This is a genomic window from Burkholderia sp. YHN3-13, from assembly GCF_055810675.1.
The window spans coordinates 167874-182953 of record NZ_JBVVNQ010000015.1; the positions used below are offsets into that span (position 1 = coordinate 167874).

A 15080-nucleotide genomic window follows, 5' to 3' on the forward strand; every position below is an offset into this window, starting at 1 on the left:
GTTACAGGCCGAGCGCGCGGCGCTGCTGGGCGAGTCGATCGACGCCGCCGACGATCTCGACGAAGTTCGGGATGTCGATCTCGATCAAGGTTTCGCCGTTGACGACCAGGCGGTAATACGACAGCGACATGGTGCCGGTCTGGTCGGCGTTGTCGCCGGCCTTAGCCTTACCGGGGTCGATTTCCTTGTAGCGGCCGCGCACGTACACCTCGACCGCGTCGGTCTCTTCGGTGTCGTCGCGTTGATAGGAGCCGGCGAAGCGTACGGAGACGCCGTCGATCTTCGACGTGCCCCACGTCTTGAACATCTCCTTCATGAAGCCGCCCATCGTGAGGCCCAGCTCGAGCTTCTCCATGCCGAGGTCGATGTCGACCTCGGCATTCATGCCGCCGCCGCGATACGCCTCCATCTTGCGCGTGAGCTTCGGCAACTGAATCTCGGGCACCTCGCCGACGAACGAGACGCCGTCCTCGAACACGTTGAAATTCTTGAGTTTGGATGGCAGAGCCATTGCGTTTTCCTATGGTGAGTGGCGGGCCGTCAAACGGCGATGCTTTCCGCGAACTTGAGCAGGTAGCGATCCGTGATGCGCTGGCGGAACGTCAGGTTCTCGAGCGGCGGGGTCGGGCAGAAGTCGTAATCAAGGAAGCCCTGACCGGCCTTGAGCGAATCCTTCTCGTTGGCGGCCGGATCGAACCAGCACTCGCCGTCGATCAGGTAGCCGGCGGTTTTCCACGCGCGGAACTTCGCATTCACGCCGTCGACAATGTCGCGGATCAGCGTGCGGCTCATCGGCTGGTCGACCGCCCACAGGTGCGCTTCGGCCATCGCGTCGGCGATCACCTGGGCGCTGCGTACGTAGTTCTCGAACGCCCACAGCTTGTCCTCGGAACAGGTGCGCGATCCCCACAGACGGTAACCATTCGCGTTCACGATCGTGGTGACGTCGTGGCTGTTCAGGTAGCCGGCGTCGGTGTTCGGGTCTTGCAGGTCCCAGAACACGTCGCGGCTGATGCCGGTGACGCCGTTGACGACGACGTTCGAGATCGTCTTGTGCCAGCCCGTCTCTTCGTCGATCTTTGCGCGCATGCCGAGCGCCCGCGCCGTCGCCCAGGTGATGTCCTCGGCGTTGGTCGTGGTGTTCCAGTTCACGAAGTCCGGCCAGATCGTCATCAGCTCGCGCTGACCGAAATTCGCGCGGTAGGCGACGGCCTCTTCTTTCGTTTTCGCACCGAAGGCGTTGACGTATGCGAAGCCGCGCAACTGTTGAGCGACCGTCGCCAGCTCGGTCGCGACCGGCAGAGTGTCGAGGCCCGGACAGCCGAGCACGCGCGGTTTGACGCCCAGCCGGGTATGCGCAGCGAGCAGCGCCTTGATGCCGGTGTATTGGCCGTCCGCTGTCGTCGTGCCGATCACGTTGCTGGTCGTTGCATCCGCGTCTTTGCCGGTCGGCACGCGCACGGCGACGATCAGCGGCGAGGTCTGCGCAGCGATCGCGTCGAGCGAACGCGCGAGCGTGCCCTTCGTGCCAGCGCGGCCGATCGCGGCTCGCACGTCCGTGATGAGGACGGCGCGGTTTTCGGGGAACATGGCAGCGTCGGCATCGTCGCCGGTACTGACCAGGCCGATCACGGCTGTGCTGACCGTGCGGATGGGGCGCGTACCGTCATTGATTTCAATGACGCGTACGCCGTGGTGGTAATCAGAAGGCAAGCTTTTCTCCCGGAAGTGAGCCTTCCGAAAGATTGCCTTCCGCGCGCGCGGAGATCACGCGCGGGAGGTTGTGCAGCGGCAGGGCACAACCTAAGCCGCTGCAGGGTGTCGCTACGCGGCGACGGGCAGCACGTCCAGCTCGGCGAGGCGCGCGGTCGCGATCTGGTGATAGCTCGGCTCGAGCTCGCAACCGATCCAGTTCAAGCCGGCCTCCTTCGCTGCGGCGAGGAACGTGCCGGACCCGGCGAACGGGTCCAGGACGACGCCCCCGGCCGGCGCCAGACGCACGACGTCGCGCGCGAGCTGCGCGGGCTTCTCGGTCATATGGCGCTTCGGATGCGCGAGGCGCTCGGAGAACACGCCAGGCAGATACACGTCGGCGCGGCGCACGGCGCCCTTCGTGGCCCAGACCAGGAACTCGCTCTGCTGCGAAAACCCGCCAGCGCGCGGTCGAGTGCGGCCGCCAGTCTTGTCCCACACGGCGACGCCGCGCCAGGTGAAGCCGGCAGCCTGGATCGCATCGGTGAGGCTCGGCAACTGGCGCCAGTCGACAAAGCAAGCCACGTGCGCCTCGTTGCGACAGATGCGGTAGGCTTCCGCCAGCCAGGTCATGCACCAGAACGTCCACGATCGCTGGTCCTTGTTGTCGTGGTGGAACTCCGGGTATAGCTCCTGCGATTGGCTGACGAGGTACTTTTTCGACGGCGCTTGCGTGCGCGTAGCCGTATGCGTTCCGCCTGACGAGTAGGGCGGATCGGTGAAGACCAGGTCGACGCAGGCATCGGGCAGCGCACGCATGATGCTCAAGGCGTCGGCCTGGTGCACGCGGTTGATCAGATCAGCGGAAATGGTGTGTTGCATGGGGCGAATCCCTTGTATCGGAGGCTCGGTGGCCTGCGGGTAGGGGGCTCGTGGCCCTCAGAATATTCATAGCGCCGCAACGCGGGCATTTGATGGTGAGCCGGACGTATTCGCCGGCGCCGAGCTTGCGGTTACAGCTACCGCATCGGATGTCCTGCATGGGGTGATTCCTGCCTGTGCTAGGATGCCGGCGCCTCTCGAGAGGTGTCGCGGCCCTGGCCAATCCTGCAGGTCTGCTCTGCTGGTGCGGGGCGTGCGCGATGTTCCTGCATCGTGCACGTCGCCGCGTCCTTTCCTTCCTATGTCGCCTTACGCGACGATCTCGCCGCCCGCGAGCATGTAGCGGTCGAGCGCGTTGTACATCGTTGTCGGTCGATCGCCGGCCGGCTGCTCGTCATCCGGTTTCGCTTCGACGAGGCGTCGGTGAATGTACGGCACCGCACCCTCGTTCTCTTCCGGTACGCCTTCGACGACAATGGTCGACGACAGCTGCAGCGGCTGCTTGCCCGCCTTATACGTTTCTTCCGACACGTAGCTGTTGATCGACGCAACCGTGGTACCGCCCAACACGTCGAGCGTGACGTTACCGATTACGTGGTAGCCGGCCGTTGCGCCGGTCGATGCGAGAACAACACTTTTCTTGATTGCCATTCAATTTCCTTGGAGAAGGGGTTGGTAACGTCGTTTAAGCGGGGGACAGCGGCCAGTCGATATCGAACGGGAATCCCGGCTGTTCGGGGAGTGCGCGCAGGGCTTCGCGATACGCGATCCAGGCTTCCGCCTTCGCCCGGACCGCGTCGGGCGCATCCGGGGGCGCATGCGCGAACTGGTCCGTATTCCGCAAAATGTCGTCGCGCAAGGAACGAGCATCCGCTTCTCGAATCGACCGCTCCTGTGCTTTGAAGGCGCCATACACGTCGGCGTACTTCGGCTCGGGGTCAGCGCCCTTCCATTGCATGATCAGCGGGTTGCCCGCTTGCTTTCCATTCGGGCCGACCGGCACGCCGACGATGAAGTCGGGTCCGTGTTTCTTGCCTGGATACATCGTTTCAAGCGTGCGGACCATCAAATCGTGAGTCCATTCAAAGCGATTCATTTTCAGATCCTCAAACGTGAGCAGCGGACATAGATGCGCCGCGTGCCGCCTTGTGAAACCAATCCCGTGATAACTGCGTTGTCGGGCGCGGTGACTTCGATGTTTGCTGTGTTGACGTCGATGTACCCGATCTCGAAAAAATCAGTGCGCACGACGCCAGTGCCGGCGTTGGCTTTACTGCCGAGTGCGTTGTCGATGGCGGCCAGTTGATCGGACAGCCACACGCCACGCCACGAGAGGTACAGGTTCCCATCAGTATTGAGAATCTGCTGGCCGCGCATGAACATCGTTCCCCAGTCGTCGACGGCCCACGTGACTGCGTTGTACGCACTGTTGATGATTTCCATCCCGCCGTTATCGCGTGCGCGCAGGTACGTCCACGAGTCGAAGCCGGGCCGGTTATTGCGCAGGCCGATGTCCGCCTGCCAACCGTCACGGTTCAGGGTGGGGCGGTTGTAGAAGCGCGAAAGCGCCGTGACATGGATATTCGAGTTGAAATGGACGCGGTTGTCGTCGTTGTAGACAACGATGACGTTCGACTGCCAGTTGCCGTCCGCTTTCATGGTCGCCCATGCCGAATAGTTGCCGTTCATCGTGGCGTGAATCCACGCCTGAGCAGTACCGTCGGCGCGCGCAGCGACAAAACCTCGCGCGTCCGTGTTGTTCGGCTGCTTGACGCGCAGGTCGCCGGTCATGGTGTCGCCGGCCTTGTTCACCTTCGAATTCGGATCGAAATTCCCGGTGTCATACGGTACGGCCCCGCCCGCCCATGTCGGGCGCTTCGCGAACGAAACAACCTGCGTGCCACGGGCAATGTCCAGCACCTTAGATTGCGTGGTGCCGTCATCGGACCATGCCGTCATTGCGAAATCGTCGGTGTCGGTTTTGCCGATCGCGAATCGCGTCTTGGCGCCGTTCTTGAAATAGATCGTCGCCCATGACGCACCACCATCGACAGCGTATCCGCGTCCGCGCACGAGCCCTTCCGCGTTGAGAATCGAGCCGTCGTCATTCGCCCCGCCGACCAGTACGCGCCCGCCGCTCGGCATCAGGTACATGTTTCCGGCGGCATAGCCCGCACCGCGCGAAACGGTCAGAACGTTCTGCGAAGCAGAGTACTCATCGTTTACCGTGCGGATGCCAAAGCCGCCGCCACCGTCGTGCAATAGCTCCCATTGCTTCTGGTCAGTCGCACCACCTTCACGGCGCAGGATGATCGACGTTTGGCCCGCCCCGGAACCGTTCGATGCAACCAGAGCGCCGACGCTGTTCGTGCCCCTTACCGTGCCCGCGACTTGCAGGAGATCTCCGCCGTTGTCGTTGGCGGTGCCAATCAGGACGCGACCGGACGGCATCACGCGAAGGCGTGCGGCATTGCCCGCAAACAGATCGCAATAACCGTTCGCGTTCACCGACCCGACAGTAGCGTTGCCTGCCGTGCGGAAGTATCCGTAATTCGCGTCAGCCGATACCCATGCTGTAACCGAGCCTGCGCCGCCAGAAAATGACGTGCCATAGGTGCGGCTATTACCGCCAACTTGCAGCCGATTCGATCCGTCGTCATCGAGCCCGCCCAGCGTCATCCGACCGCCCGGAAAGAAGCGGGCCGCTTCGGCCTTGCCCGCAATCAGTTGCAGGACACCGGCAGCGCCTTCACTGCCGATCGAGATGTGGCCGTTCGAGCGGAAGTAAGCCCAATCGCTACCGCAGTTGGCCCAAGCAGTCGTCTTGCCCTCGCCGAACCGATGCAAACCGCGCGTGGTCGCGTTGCCCGCTACCTGCAACATGCTGCCGTCGTCGGCTGGCTGACCGATCAGGACGCGATTATTTTGGTAGCTGCCGTCGACGGCAAGGAACCGCATCGTTTCTCGCCCGTTGTTCGTGACAGCAAACACGCCATCCGCGATATGGAAAAAGCCCGTGTCCGGTGCGCCGTCGTTCACGAACGAATAGCCGGGTCGCGTCACAGTGCCTTCGGCGGCCAGAATCTGCCCGGACATCGTGATGCCGCTCGTTTGCGCCGGGTTTGGCAGATTGCCCGCATTCCACACTTCGTTGCCGACGACGGTCAGATTCTTCTTCGCGAAATCGAATGCGAACATCGCGCCCGTAGACGGGAGATAGAACCCGGCAGCGTTGCTAGTCCCGAAGAAGTAGCCGCCGCTCGGTCCGATCAGCATGCGCGCCTCGTTTGCGCCGTTACTGACGTTCAGCATGCCCCGGACGTTCACTTGCCCGCCGAAGTACGCCCCAGCGCCCGTGTCATCCAGCGACAAGACGCCCGTAGCCATGTTGATGGTGAACGGCCTATACGCGTTCCACGATGCCCCCGGATCGCTGTTGTTGGTCAGCAGCAGGTAGAAGTTCGATCCGTCGTTGCGCAGCAGCACATCGCGGCCGTTGCGCAGCCGGATATTGGCGCCGCCGGCGTCGAGCCCTGACGACGAAATGCCACCCGTGAACGCGCCGTCGCCGCCGACCTGGAACGCGGTCTTTCCGTCATCTTCGCGATTGCCGACGACGACCCGGCCGCCGTACGTGATTCGCAACGCGCGCACCTGATTGGTGTCGCTGTTCGCATCGTTCGCGGCGCGGTTAATCCAGAAGTCCAGGTACTCACGGCCCCATGTGCCGCCGTCGTAGCCTGCGCGGATCGATGCGACATAGCGTGCATTGGTGTCCGCCGTGCCGGCCGCGAACGTGCCGAGGAAACGGAGCTTCGCCCCGCGATTGAGGGCGCCCGAGGCCGCCGCGACGGTGAGCTGCGCGTCCTGGTCCGTCGACGTCGACGTGATGCTGACGGGGCCGGTGAGCTGCGGGCGCACGAGCGGCGCATATCGTGCGGCGGCGGTCTTCGGCGTCACGGCGCGCACGCTATCCGCACCGGCGTCGACTTCGGCCTGCGTCGCCAGCTCGACAACGCCCTGGCGCTCGGTGGTCGCCGGCGGATTGAGGAATGATGTCGAGCCGAACACGAGCTTCGTCACGTCGATCGAGGCGAACACGGTATCCGCGGCCAGCAGCAGCATCGAGGCTGGCGCCTTTTCGAGGATCGGGTCGTTCTGCACGTAGACGCCGAACAGCACGCCGTTGTCCAGGTACAGCCCGAAACCGAACAGCTTGTACTGGTCCGCGCTGTCGTCCTGGATCACGATGTGAATCGTGTCCTTCGCAACGGTATCGCCGCCGAAGGTGGTGATGCGCTTCAATTCGCTCGGCATCGCGGTCATGTCCGGCTTGAACGCGAAGGATGCCGTGGCGAGGCCGATTTGCGTGACCTGGCGTGCGGTGGTTCCGGTGTTGCCGGGCGCTACCAGTGCGGCGCGGCCGGCGTCCGTGATGTAGATGAGGTTTCCAGCCATATTCGTTAGTCCGTGAGAGAGAGGCGGCGATAGACGGCTGCGCGCACGCCGCATGCAATGCCGATCGCGCCGTGCATGCTGAAGCCCTGCGTAAAGGTGTAGTGGGCGGTGCCGCGCTTCGCGCGATCGACCTCGGCGCGGATGTCGTTGACGTACTGCGCGGTGGCCGGCACGCCGTCACGCCCGCCGACCGTCATCACGATCTCGAACGTGCCGGGCACGCCTCGCGGCGTTTTCTCGAACCACTCACGCATCACCACGTTCGCACCGAACGACGCGCACACGTCGCGCACGGCATCGGCCGTGCCCTTTTTGCGGGCGATCCGAATCGCGGATTTCACGCGTGCGCGCTTTACCTGCTCGGGCCACTCATCGCGCCAGGTATCGACGCCCATGTGCCAGGCAAGCCAGGCCAGGAAGCGCAACGGGATTCGATCCGGGTCCATCAGCGTGTCGATCTCGACCGGGATGTCGAGCACGTCCGCGTTGGCTTCGGCCAGGCGTCGCTCAAGCACGGTCGCATTCGGCGGCAGCAGGGAGACGGCCGGCTTAATCATCGGCCACCCCACCGTCCGTCAGCTCGATACCCGTGCAGTACGGCGCCTGGTCGATCGCGATCGGCACGCCTTCGGCCGGCGTGTCGAGCAGCACCTTCTGGACGCCGGCAACGCGCATCGACGCGTACAGGCCGTCCTTCGTGACCTCGGAACCCGGCCGGTGCATCGAGTCGGTGAACTGCTGCGTCTTCTTCCGCGCTTCGGCGAGCGCAACCGCACGATCCGGGCCGTTGAAGAAGCGCAGCGTCGCGCGGATCGCGTACGGCACGATCTTCGCGCTTTGCACGATGACCTCATCGGCCTGCGGCCGCTTCTTCTCGAGCGCCTTCTTGACGATGTCGATCAGTTCCTGGCTCGCGGTGCCGTCGCCTTCGCGCGACAGAACCGTGACGATCATCACGCAAGGCGACGGGCTATACGCGGTCGCCGCCTTCACGCGCCCGTCTGCGGCACGCGCATGGAACACGTACGCGTCGTCGGGGCCTGCGACTGAGAAACCGCGCGGCGCGAGCTGGATGCGCTCGCGCAGGCTGTCGTCGTCCTCGTAGACAGGATCTATGCCGTGGTCGGGATCGCCCGGCGAGATCAGCAGACGGTCGACGTCGAAGAGGGCGCCGATGTGCTCGAGCGTGCTGCCCTTCGCGTACGCGAGCAGGATGCCGCGCGCTTTCTCGTTCATGAGCGCGAGCAGCAGCATCTTTTCGTACGCGCCCTCCTGCAGCAACTTCACCATCGGCTCCGATTCGAGCTCGAGCGTGGCCGCGATCTCGTCCTGCTGGTCCTTCGGGTACAGGGAGACCAAGCGGGCTTTCTTCTCGGCCAGGATCGTTTCGTAGTCGAGTTCGTCGACGATGTCCGGTGCGGGGAGCTGTGACAGATCGATTGGCGTCGTTCTCATGCAGCACCTCGCCCGTTCGTCGCCGGCAGGCGCATGGAGAAGGCAGCGCCCGCGCGCGGGCCGTCCGTGCGCTCGCCTTGCAGCTCGAGCACGGCGCCACCGTCGATGCCGGTGCTGCCGAAATCCACCTGGTTGACCTGGATACGCGGTTCCCACCGGGCCAGCGCCATCACGGACGCCGCCATGACGCGCATGCGCATCAGGGGATTGACCGGGCCGTCGATCAGCTCGGGAAGGAGCGAACCGTATTCACGGCGCATCACGCGCGTGCCGAGCGGCGTGAACAGGATGTCGGCGACGGACTGCTCGATGTGGGCCTGGCCGGCGATCGCGCGGCCGGTGCGCGCGTTCATGCCGATCATGCGCCACCCGCGATCGGCTTCGTGGTCTTGGCGAATTCGCCCTGCGCCTGGTGCGGATGCTCTACAAGGCTGACGCCTCGCGACTTCACGTCGACGTCAGCAGTCACGGTGTCAGTGAAGTGCGCGCTGCCCTGAATCTCGATTACAGGGCCGCCCCCGCCGGCTCCGCCCCCGCCCTTGCCGGTCGCCCCCGATTCGAACGTGAGCGGTCCCTTCACGAGCAGCGAGCCCGTCACGGTCGTATCGTCGGCGTCGAGCGTGACGGATTTCGCCTTGACGGTTGCGGTTTTGGTTTCGACCGTGACGCTGCCAGGCGCGATGACCTGGACGGTGGCGCCGGCCGGAAGCGTGGCGGTGAGCGCGTGGGCGGCGAAGTCGTACTGGACGCGTGCGCCGTCGCGGTAGACGCGCACGTGTTGCGTCGGGCTCGAGCTGGGCGAGTCGTGGCCGTCGCAATACACGCCCGGGAGAAAGAGACCCGTCGTCGGTTCGCCGGACGGACAGAACAGCAGCCCAGGCTCGCCCTCGGACGGCGGATCCCACGTGATGCTGTCGCCGGTGCGATGCGCGAGCCAGCGAATCCAGTCGGTTTGCAGGCCACCGGATTCCACGCGTATCCGGCGGGCATCGTGATCGACTTCGATCACGGTGCCTTCGCGAAGCAGGCTCTCGATGCGGCGGTTCAGGTCAGCAAAATCATCCATGCGGCAAGGATGCCGCGCGCGCGGGAGAGGGTCACGTGCTCGGAGTTGTGCCGTGTTGGGCCACAACACAAACCCGGCCGCTCGTAGCACTGTGCCCGCTGACGGTCGTTATGTTCGCGGTGAGCTACGGCTCGGCAAAGGCGTCGCGAACTCACAACGCACTACCTCCGTTCCTATGTCCAACGGACCTTGTGGGCAAATACCACTTGATTTCTAACCCGATCGCCGTAAAACGACAGAAGCAGTCCAAGAATGACGAAGTCAACAAAGAGAGCTACGGTGGCGAAACAAAAATCATCTGATGATATAGCGGTGCCGGAGCCGTTCCAGGAATGGCGCGAATGTAGCGCGGCCGCTCTTTTCATTGCATTCGCAATCCTGACCCTGTTTATTTGTAATTTTGCTGAAAGCATGCGCCCTTGGGTCGAGCTTCTTGATGGGGCGACGTGGCCGGACGACTGGAAATATCTCTACAAAAACCATTCTTTCTGGTTCAGCATAACGTTGACGACTCGGATGCTGCTCAACTTGAGCCTTGTCCCAGCCGTCTTATTGGTAGGCTATGAATACTTTGTGTCGAGCCGGAGACGAGTCATGAAACTGCATCAATTACTTGAGCTGCGCGAGCGGGCGGTTCTACGCGCCGTTACGCTTTCGCTTGACGTCAACGAACAACAACAGGCCGAAATCAATAGAGTGGCGCTCGCTGCGGCGAAAAATTGGGACGAGAACAATCTCGCGTCGATAGTCGGATCTCAAATGGCTCGGCGGTTAATGGAGCAAGAGCTGGTAACCATGGGTGCTAAAGGTCCAGGCGGCGCAACAATGAAAGGGCATCAATCGTGAGTACTGCCCAATCAATTCAGCAATTAATAAGCCCAAGGATAGTGCAGGCACTCCTTGATTCGTTAAGCGACGCACAATCCGTATTGAATTGCCATACGGAGCAAAGAACGTATGTTCATGACGAGGTGAATGCCTGGCCCTTTCAAAAGCCGAAAATGGCAATTGTCGAGATATTCCTTATCAGTCAGCAAGGTCGGCCAACCTGTTGCGTCAGCCCGGCCTGCCCACCAAAAAAGTACCACACCTATTAAGTCGAGGCATGGCATGCGGTTTTTCCAATGTTCCTATCTCGCCAAGTGATCGAGGATGAGGGCGGAAATGGCGGCAACGTCGGCGTCGGCCAAGCCGAGCAGCTCGCGTGCAGGATACTGGACGACCGGCCCGTTGCGCTCGACGCGATCGCGTAGGCCCTCCTGATGGACGCGCGCGATGCGTTCGACCTGGCGTGTGAAATGCAGCACCGATGCGTCGGCGGTCGACGCGGTTTTGAGGAAGCGCGCGGTGCGCAGCTTCGCGAACATCGCGCGCCGGATGCGACCTTTCTTGCGCCGGGCCTGTGGCTTGCGTGGCGCGTACCGGCTGCCGTCCGGGTTGCGGGCTTCGGCGATGCGCCGTGAATGGCGTCGGCGCAGCTCGGCGGCCAGCCCTTTCGCCAGAACCGCGCGCTGCGCGGCCGTGAGCTGGCCGAGCAAGCCGGACGCCCAATCCTCGGCGCGGGACAGTCGATTGACCATCAGGTCCCCGCGATCGGCGGCTCGCCGAAGTGGCGAATCTCGTAGCCGTCCGTCCCCTCCACCACGCCGACACGCTCGGTCAGCTTCAGCAGGATCTCGACGTCCGATTTGCCGTTGTCGAGCAGCTCGGCCTGGAACTTGAACCCGTCGCGGCAGAGGTCGCGGTTGAGCAGCAGCTCGGGCTGGTGGATCTTCAGCCAGGCGATGATCGGCACCATCAGGTGATCCGCGTCGCCGGCGTAGTCCGTCACGACGATGTCGAGCGTGTAGGCGTATTCGAACGACAGCGACTTCGCAGCGGTGACGGCGATCGATCCGTGTTCGATGAAGACGTGCAGCCGGTCGGGATCGCGCGCGAACTCGGGCAGGGCGGCAGTGAGCGCCGCGCGCAGGCTGTCGGGTTTCTTCACGGCGCCGGTTCCCCCGTCTCGCGCACTCGGGCCTGCAGCGCGATCAGTTGCTCGGCGTTTTCGTGACAGGTGGTGTAGTTGCTGGCGACGGTTTCGGCGACGGCAGAGAGTGCAATGCCCGAGGGGGCCGCATCAGCGCTTCCGGGATCGCCCACCGGCACGTTGGCGGCGGCGCCGTCGTGCACGCGCACAAACCCAACAGGAACAACGCAGGCGCGATCCGCTTCGCGATCCACATAGACGGGAACCTCCTTGATGATGGTGTCGCCCTTCTCGTGGACGACCTTGACACGGTCGACGTACTGCGTGACGACCTTCACGTCGCGGCGTGCCGCGTCGCGCTCGGCGGTCCGATCGCGCACGTCGCGCGCGAGACCGTCGACGCGCTGGCCGGCGTCGACCAGGCGAGCATGCTGGATCGCGATGACGACGGTAGCTACGGCGAGCGCGATCGCGCCGACAACGAAGACACGGGCGCCGGTCGTCACGCGGCCGCCCGGCTGTAGCGATCGAAAGCCCGTTCGAGCTTCATGTCGTACAGGTTCTCTGCGTAAGCCTTGCCGTTGTACAGCTCGGCGAACTTCGCCCACTTCTTACCGCGCAGCGCGGCGAGCATTACCTTGTCAGCCAGGACGAAGCGGACGAATGCCTCGAGCTGCTCGGCCTCGCTGACCTTCATCGCGTCGACGAATGCGAACACGTCCGGATAGCCGAGCGCCTTCCAGTGGAAGCCCATGATTTGAAACGCGCCCCAGCTCGTCGCTTCGAGCGCGCATGCGGCCGAAATTTGCGACGCGCTCGCCAGGCGCGCATATTCCGCCGCGTCGCCGGCGTAGCCGCCGCGCTTCGGGTTGACCAGGGCCGGATATTTCGCCGCCAGCGCGTCCGCGTCCAGGCCGGCCGCCGCGAGCTGGCGATACATGATGTGCCGCTCGTACAGGATCACGGGCCGGCCGTCAGGCAGGAACCCGGCGCCTTTCGATTCCACCTCATTGACGGCACGCACGGCCGCGATATCGACCTGCAGCCGATCAGCCGCGTACTGCAGGTCGGTGTCGGTGAGGTGACGCGGATCGCGCCGGCCGGCCGAGAGCGTCGACCAGGTCTTCGGGCCGGCGATGCCGTCTGCGACCAGCCCGTGCGTGGCCTGGAACGCCACCACGGCGTTACGGGTTGCGCTGCCGTAAATCGCGTCGGTGTCGAGGCGCGCGCCGGCTGCGATGAGCTGGCGCTGCAGGTGGCTGACGTCGGCGCCGCGGTCGCCGAGGCGCAGGGTCTTATACATGGCGCCCCCATACCTTGAATTGCAGCACGCGCGCGATCACGGAGTCGCGCGGGTTGCCACGGTGGAACAGCTCGACGACGTTGCCGCGAACGCCGTACACGGCGAGGCACAGGACGCCGACCAGCACCGTGTCGGCAAGATTCGCCGGCGGCAGCATGCCGAACGCGGCGCGGATTGGCGCGGCGCCGGCGGCGACCGCGATCGTGTACGCCAGACATGCCGCGAGCGGCCGGTGGGCGCTCGTGCCACGGCGGAAGGTCACGAGGCGCAGCGCGAGCGCCGCGCACAGCAGCACGTAGACGGTCGTGATCATTACTTTTCCCTCCCCTTGAACACGTTCAGCAGCCGATCGGGCGCATCGGCCTGGGCGATCAGCCATAGCAGCAGTTTCACGACGAGCGCGGATGCGATCAGCGCGCCGATGCCGGCGTGTACCTCGACGCGGGCCGGCAGCACGGCGTCGAGCGCGGCGGCGAACAGCTCGGCCGTGAGGCAGCCGGCGACGAACGAGATCACGAAGAACGCGATGCGCTTCGGAATCGACGGGTCAGCGGCCGTCATCACGAACAGCAGCGAGCCGGCGAACGCGCCCATGACGACGTTGGCGTCGACGCCGGGAAACAGCGACAGCGTGGCGACGCCGAGCGCCGCGACCGTCGCGGACGACGTGGAAATAGGTTCAGCCATTCTCAGTCCCATAACTGGAGCCGCTCGGCGCCGGATTGCGCCGCTTGCGGTACTTCGTCGGGCAGCTCGACGAGCAGCCCGTGAGGCAGGATCGGGCCGTACTGCGCCAGGTCCCGGTTGAGGTCGAGCACCGCTTCGACGACGCCGCGCGTGCGGCCGAGGACGCGCCAGCACAGCGCGTCGATGGTTTCGCCCTGGAGCGCCCGCACTTCCATCAGATCAGCTCCACCGTTACGCGAGGGCGGCCGATGATGTCGCTGATGGCCCAGCGAGCATCACGGCGCAGCTCGTCGCCCTGGGGCTCGAGCTCGTCTGCGCGGCGTGCGCCGTCGCCTGTCGTGTCGTAGTCGCGGTACCGCTCGATGAGCGTCGCCTTCGCCAGGCAATACACCGCGCGCCGGTAGTGCTGCAGCCGTACGCTTTCGCCGTCGAGCTGGTCGGCCGGCGCGTCGGCCAGGCAGGTGATGCCGGCATCGCGCCACGCCGCGCGTGCGGTGCGCAGCTCGTCGTTGACCTCGGCGATCGCGGCGAGCAGCTCGTGCCGTAGACGGGCATCGGTGATCGACCCGTCGAGGCGCATCGTGTCGCGCGCGTGCTCGAGCGACACATCCGGATAGAACGGGTCGTTCTTGATCGGCTTGGCGGGTTCCGCATCCGCCGGCGCACGCGGCAGCGGCGGGGTCGAGACAAAGGACATGGTCGGGTTCGTCACGTTGAGAGGGTGAGGCGGTGGACGGGGCTTTCGCGCGGACAGTGCCGGCTACGGCCCCGTGCCGCCTGGTGCGCGGGGTACGCTCGGTGTCAGCCACCGGGGCCAGATTGGCCCCCGTTGGTGGAGTTCTTCAGCTCGCGCTCGAGCCGCTCGATGTCTTTCTTCACGCCCACGTTCGCGAAGAGCTGCAACGCGCGGCGTAGGTGCTCGAGGGCACGCGCGGGATCGGAAGCGGAGAGGCCGTAGCCGATCGCCTTGTTCAGCTTCGCGCGCACTTCGTCGGGCATGTCAGCCGTCGCCGTGAGCTGCTCGATCTCGACGAGCGGCTCGACCTGGATCGCGTCGCCGGCGCGATGAGCGCGCAGCGCGGCCTCGGCGAATTCCTCGACGAGCAGACACGGCGTGCTGCGCTTGTACTGGTCGGGCAGCGGGAGGGCGTGCCGCAGCGCGTACGCGCCGATCTCGAGCGCGCCCTGGTAATCGCCGACGTCGATGCGCCAGACCATGATCGTCATCAGTACGTCATCCTGGGCGCCGGCTGCGCCGTCGAGCACGCCCGCGACCCACGCGTCGTATGCAGGCAGGAACTGCCGCTTCAGATCGGCCTTGCGCTCGAGCGACTCGACAGCCTTCAGCGCACGGCGGTGTTCGTCGAGCTGCGCGAGCATCAGCGTATATGCCGAGTCGTCGCGCAGCCCGCCGACACTCGCCGGCGTACCGCGCGCGGCCGTGGCCGCGACGGTGCGCTGGAAGTGTTGGCGGAACGGGTTCGTCATGCGCCACCCTGCGGAGCGGCCGGGGCAGCGTCGGCGAACTGGATGCCCTCGACCACGCAGCCGGCGCCGTACTGCTC

21 protein-coding genes are annotated in these 15080 nt (G+C 64.7%); 1 reads left to right on the plus strand and 20 read right to left on the minus strand.

Annotation, left to right across the window (positions count from 1 at the left end; translation table 11 throughout):
* Window position 1 precedes the first annotated feature (1 nt).
* The 11 genes from AC0KUR_RS28095 to AC0KUR_RS28145 all read right to left on the minus strand — a co-directional run bounded on the left by AC0KUR_RS28095 (window position 2) and on the right by AC0KUR_RS28145 (window position 9553).
* On the minus strand, window positions 2-511 hold the full coding sequence (locus tag AC0KUR_RS28095) for a phage major tail tube protein (RefSeq protein WP_205671583.1): 510 nt from the start codon (window positions 509-511) through the stop codon (window positions 2-4).
* Window positions 512-540: 29 nt separating this feature from the next.
* Window positions 541-1713: a phage tail sheath protein gene (locus AC0KUR_RS28100; protein ID WP_473376686.1), complete on the minus strand. Its 1173-nt coding sequence runs from the start codon at window positions 1711-1713 to the stop codon at window positions 541-543.
* Window positions 1714-1824: 111 nt separating this feature from the next.
* The gene (locus AC0KUR_RS28105; protein ID WP_473376687.1) at window positions 1825-2574 is read right to left on the minus strand and encodes a DNA-methyltransferase; all 750 of its coding nucleotides are present in this window, start codon (window positions 2572-2574) and stop codon (window positions 1825-1827) included.
* Window positions 2552-2734, minus strand: a complete 183-nt coding sequence (locus tag AC0KUR_RS28110; protein ID WP_080630130.1) for a Com family DNA-binding transcriptional regulator — start codon at window positions 2732-2734, stop codon at window positions 2552-2554. Before AC0KUR_RS28110 ends, AC0KUR_RS28105 begins: the two co-directional genes overlap by 23 nt.
* A 149-nt stretch (window positions 2735-2883) precedes the next feature.
* Window positions 2884-3225, minus strand: a complete 342-nt coding sequence (locus AC0KUR_RS28115) for a hypothetical protein (RefSeq protein ID WP_473376688.1) — start codon at window positions 3223-3225, stop codon at window positions 2884-2886.
* A gap of 34 nt (window positions 3226-3259) precedes the next feature.
* Entirely contained in the window at window positions 3260-3670 is a 411-nt protein-coding gene (locus tag AC0KUR_RS28120) for a phage tail assembly chaperone (RefSeq protein ID WP_083262754.1), read from the minus strand.
* Window positions 3671-3672: 2 nt separating this feature from the next.
* Window positions 3673-7032 carry a phage tail protein gene (locus AC0KUR_RS28125; protein WP_473376689.1) on the minus strand — a complete coding sequence of 1120 codons (3360 nt, stop codon included), beginning with the start codon at window positions 7030-7032 and terminating at the stop codon, window positions 3673-3675.
* A 5-nt stretch (window positions 7033-7037) separates the two neighbouring features.
* Entirely contained in the window at window positions 7038-7589 is a 552-nt protein-coding gene (locus AC0KUR_RS28130) for a phage tail protein I (protein ID WP_473376690.1), read from the minus strand.
* The gene (locus tag AC0KUR_RS28135; RefSeq protein WP_473376691.1) at window positions 7582-8487 is read right to left on the minus strand and encodes a baseplate J/gp47 family protein; all 906 of its coding nucleotides are present in this window, start codon (window positions 8485-8487) and stop codon (window positions 7582-7584) included. The genes AC0KUR_RS28130 and AC0KUR_RS28135 overlap by 8 nt, the downstream gene beginning before the upstream one ends.
* On the minus strand, window positions 8484-8849 hold the full coding sequence (locus tag AC0KUR_RS28140; protein ID WP_473376692.1) for a GPW/gp25 family protein: 366 nt from the start codon (window positions 8847-8849) through the stop codon (window positions 8484-8486). The genes AC0KUR_RS28135 and AC0KUR_RS28140 overlap by 4 nt, the downstream gene beginning before the upstream one ends.
* Window positions 8846-9553: a phage baseplate assembly protein V gene (locus tag AC0KUR_RS28145; RefSeq protein WP_473376693.1), complete on the minus strand. Its 708-nt coding sequence runs from the start codon at window positions 9551-9553 to the stop codon at window positions 8846-8848. Before AC0KUR_RS28145 ends, AC0KUR_RS28140 begins: the two co-directional genes overlap by 4 nt.
* Before the next feature lie 252 nt (window positions 9554-9805).
* Between AC0KUR_RS28145 and AC0KUR_RS28150 the strand changes: the two genes are divergently transcribed.
* Entirely contained in the window at window positions 9806-10399 is a 594-nt protein-coding gene (locus tag AC0KUR_RS28150; protein WP_473376694.1) for a hypothetical protein, read from the plus strand.
* A gap of 284 nt (window positions 10400-10683) precedes the next feature.
* On the opposite strand, the gene AC0KUR_RS28155 is transcribed toward AC0KUR_RS28150, so the two are convergent.
* From AC0KUR_RS28155 to AC0KUR_RS28195, 9 genes are all read right to left on the minus strand, one after another.
* Complete coding sequence (locus AC0KUR_RS28155; RefSeq protein WP_473376695.1) at window positions 10684-11133, minus strand: phage virion morphogenesis protein; 450 nt, start codon at window positions 11131-11133, stop codon at window positions 10684-10686.
* Entirely contained in the window at window positions 11133-11543 is a 411-nt protein-coding gene (locus tag AC0KUR_RS28160; protein ID WP_473376696.1) for a phage tail protein, read from the minus strand. The genes AC0KUR_RS28155 and AC0KUR_RS28160 overlap by 1 nt, the downstream gene beginning before the upstream one ends.
* Window positions 11540-12031 (minus strand): hypothetical protein, encoded by a 492-nt coding sequence (locus AC0KUR_RS28165; RefSeq protein WP_473376697.1) that lies wholly within the window; start codon window positions 12029-12031, stop codon window positions 11540-11542. The genes AC0KUR_RS28160 and AC0KUR_RS28165 overlap by 4 nt, the downstream gene beginning before the upstream one ends.
* A complete protein-coding gene (locus AC0KUR_RS28170; RefSeq protein ID WP_473376698.1) occupies window positions 12028-12828 on the minus strand; it encodes an N-acetylmuramidase domain-containing protein in 801 nt (266 codons plus the stop codon). Before AC0KUR_RS28170 ends, AC0KUR_RS28165 begins: the two co-directional genes overlap by 4 nt.
* Window positions 12821-13141 (minus strand): phage holin family protein, encoded by a 321-nt coding sequence (locus tag AC0KUR_RS28175; protein WP_017432120.1) that lies wholly within the window; start codon window positions 13139-13141, stop codon window positions 12821-12823. Before AC0KUR_RS28175 ends, AC0KUR_RS28170 begins: the two co-directional genes overlap by 8 nt.
* Complete coding sequence (locus tag AC0KUR_RS28180; protein WP_012327676.1) at window positions 13141-13515, minus strand: putative holin; 375 nt, start codon at window positions 13513-13515, stop codon at window positions 13141-13143. The genes AC0KUR_RS28175 and AC0KUR_RS28180 overlap by 1 nt, the downstream gene beginning before the upstream one ends.
* A 2-nt stretch (window positions 13516-13517) precedes the next feature.
* Window positions 13518-13730 (minus strand): tail protein X, encoded by a 213-nt coding sequence (locus tag AC0KUR_RS28185; RefSeq protein WP_012327677.1) that lies wholly within the window; start codon window positions 13728-13730, stop codon window positions 13518-13520.
* Window positions 13730-14212: a head completion/stabilization protein gene (locus AC0KUR_RS28190; protein ID WP_473376702.1), complete on the minus strand. Its 483-nt coding sequence runs from the start codon at window positions 14210-14212 to the stop codon at window positions 13730-13732. The genes AC0KUR_RS28185 and AC0KUR_RS28190 overlap by 1 nt, the downstream gene beginning before the upstream one ends.
* 104 nt (window positions 14213-14316) lie before the next feature.
* On the minus strand, window positions 14317-15003 hold the full coding sequence (locus AC0KUR_RS28195; protein ID WP_473376699.1) for a phage terminase small subunit: 687 nt from the start codon (window positions 15001-15003) through the stop codon (window positions 14317-14319).
* Window positions 15004-15080: the final 77 nt, after the last annotated feature.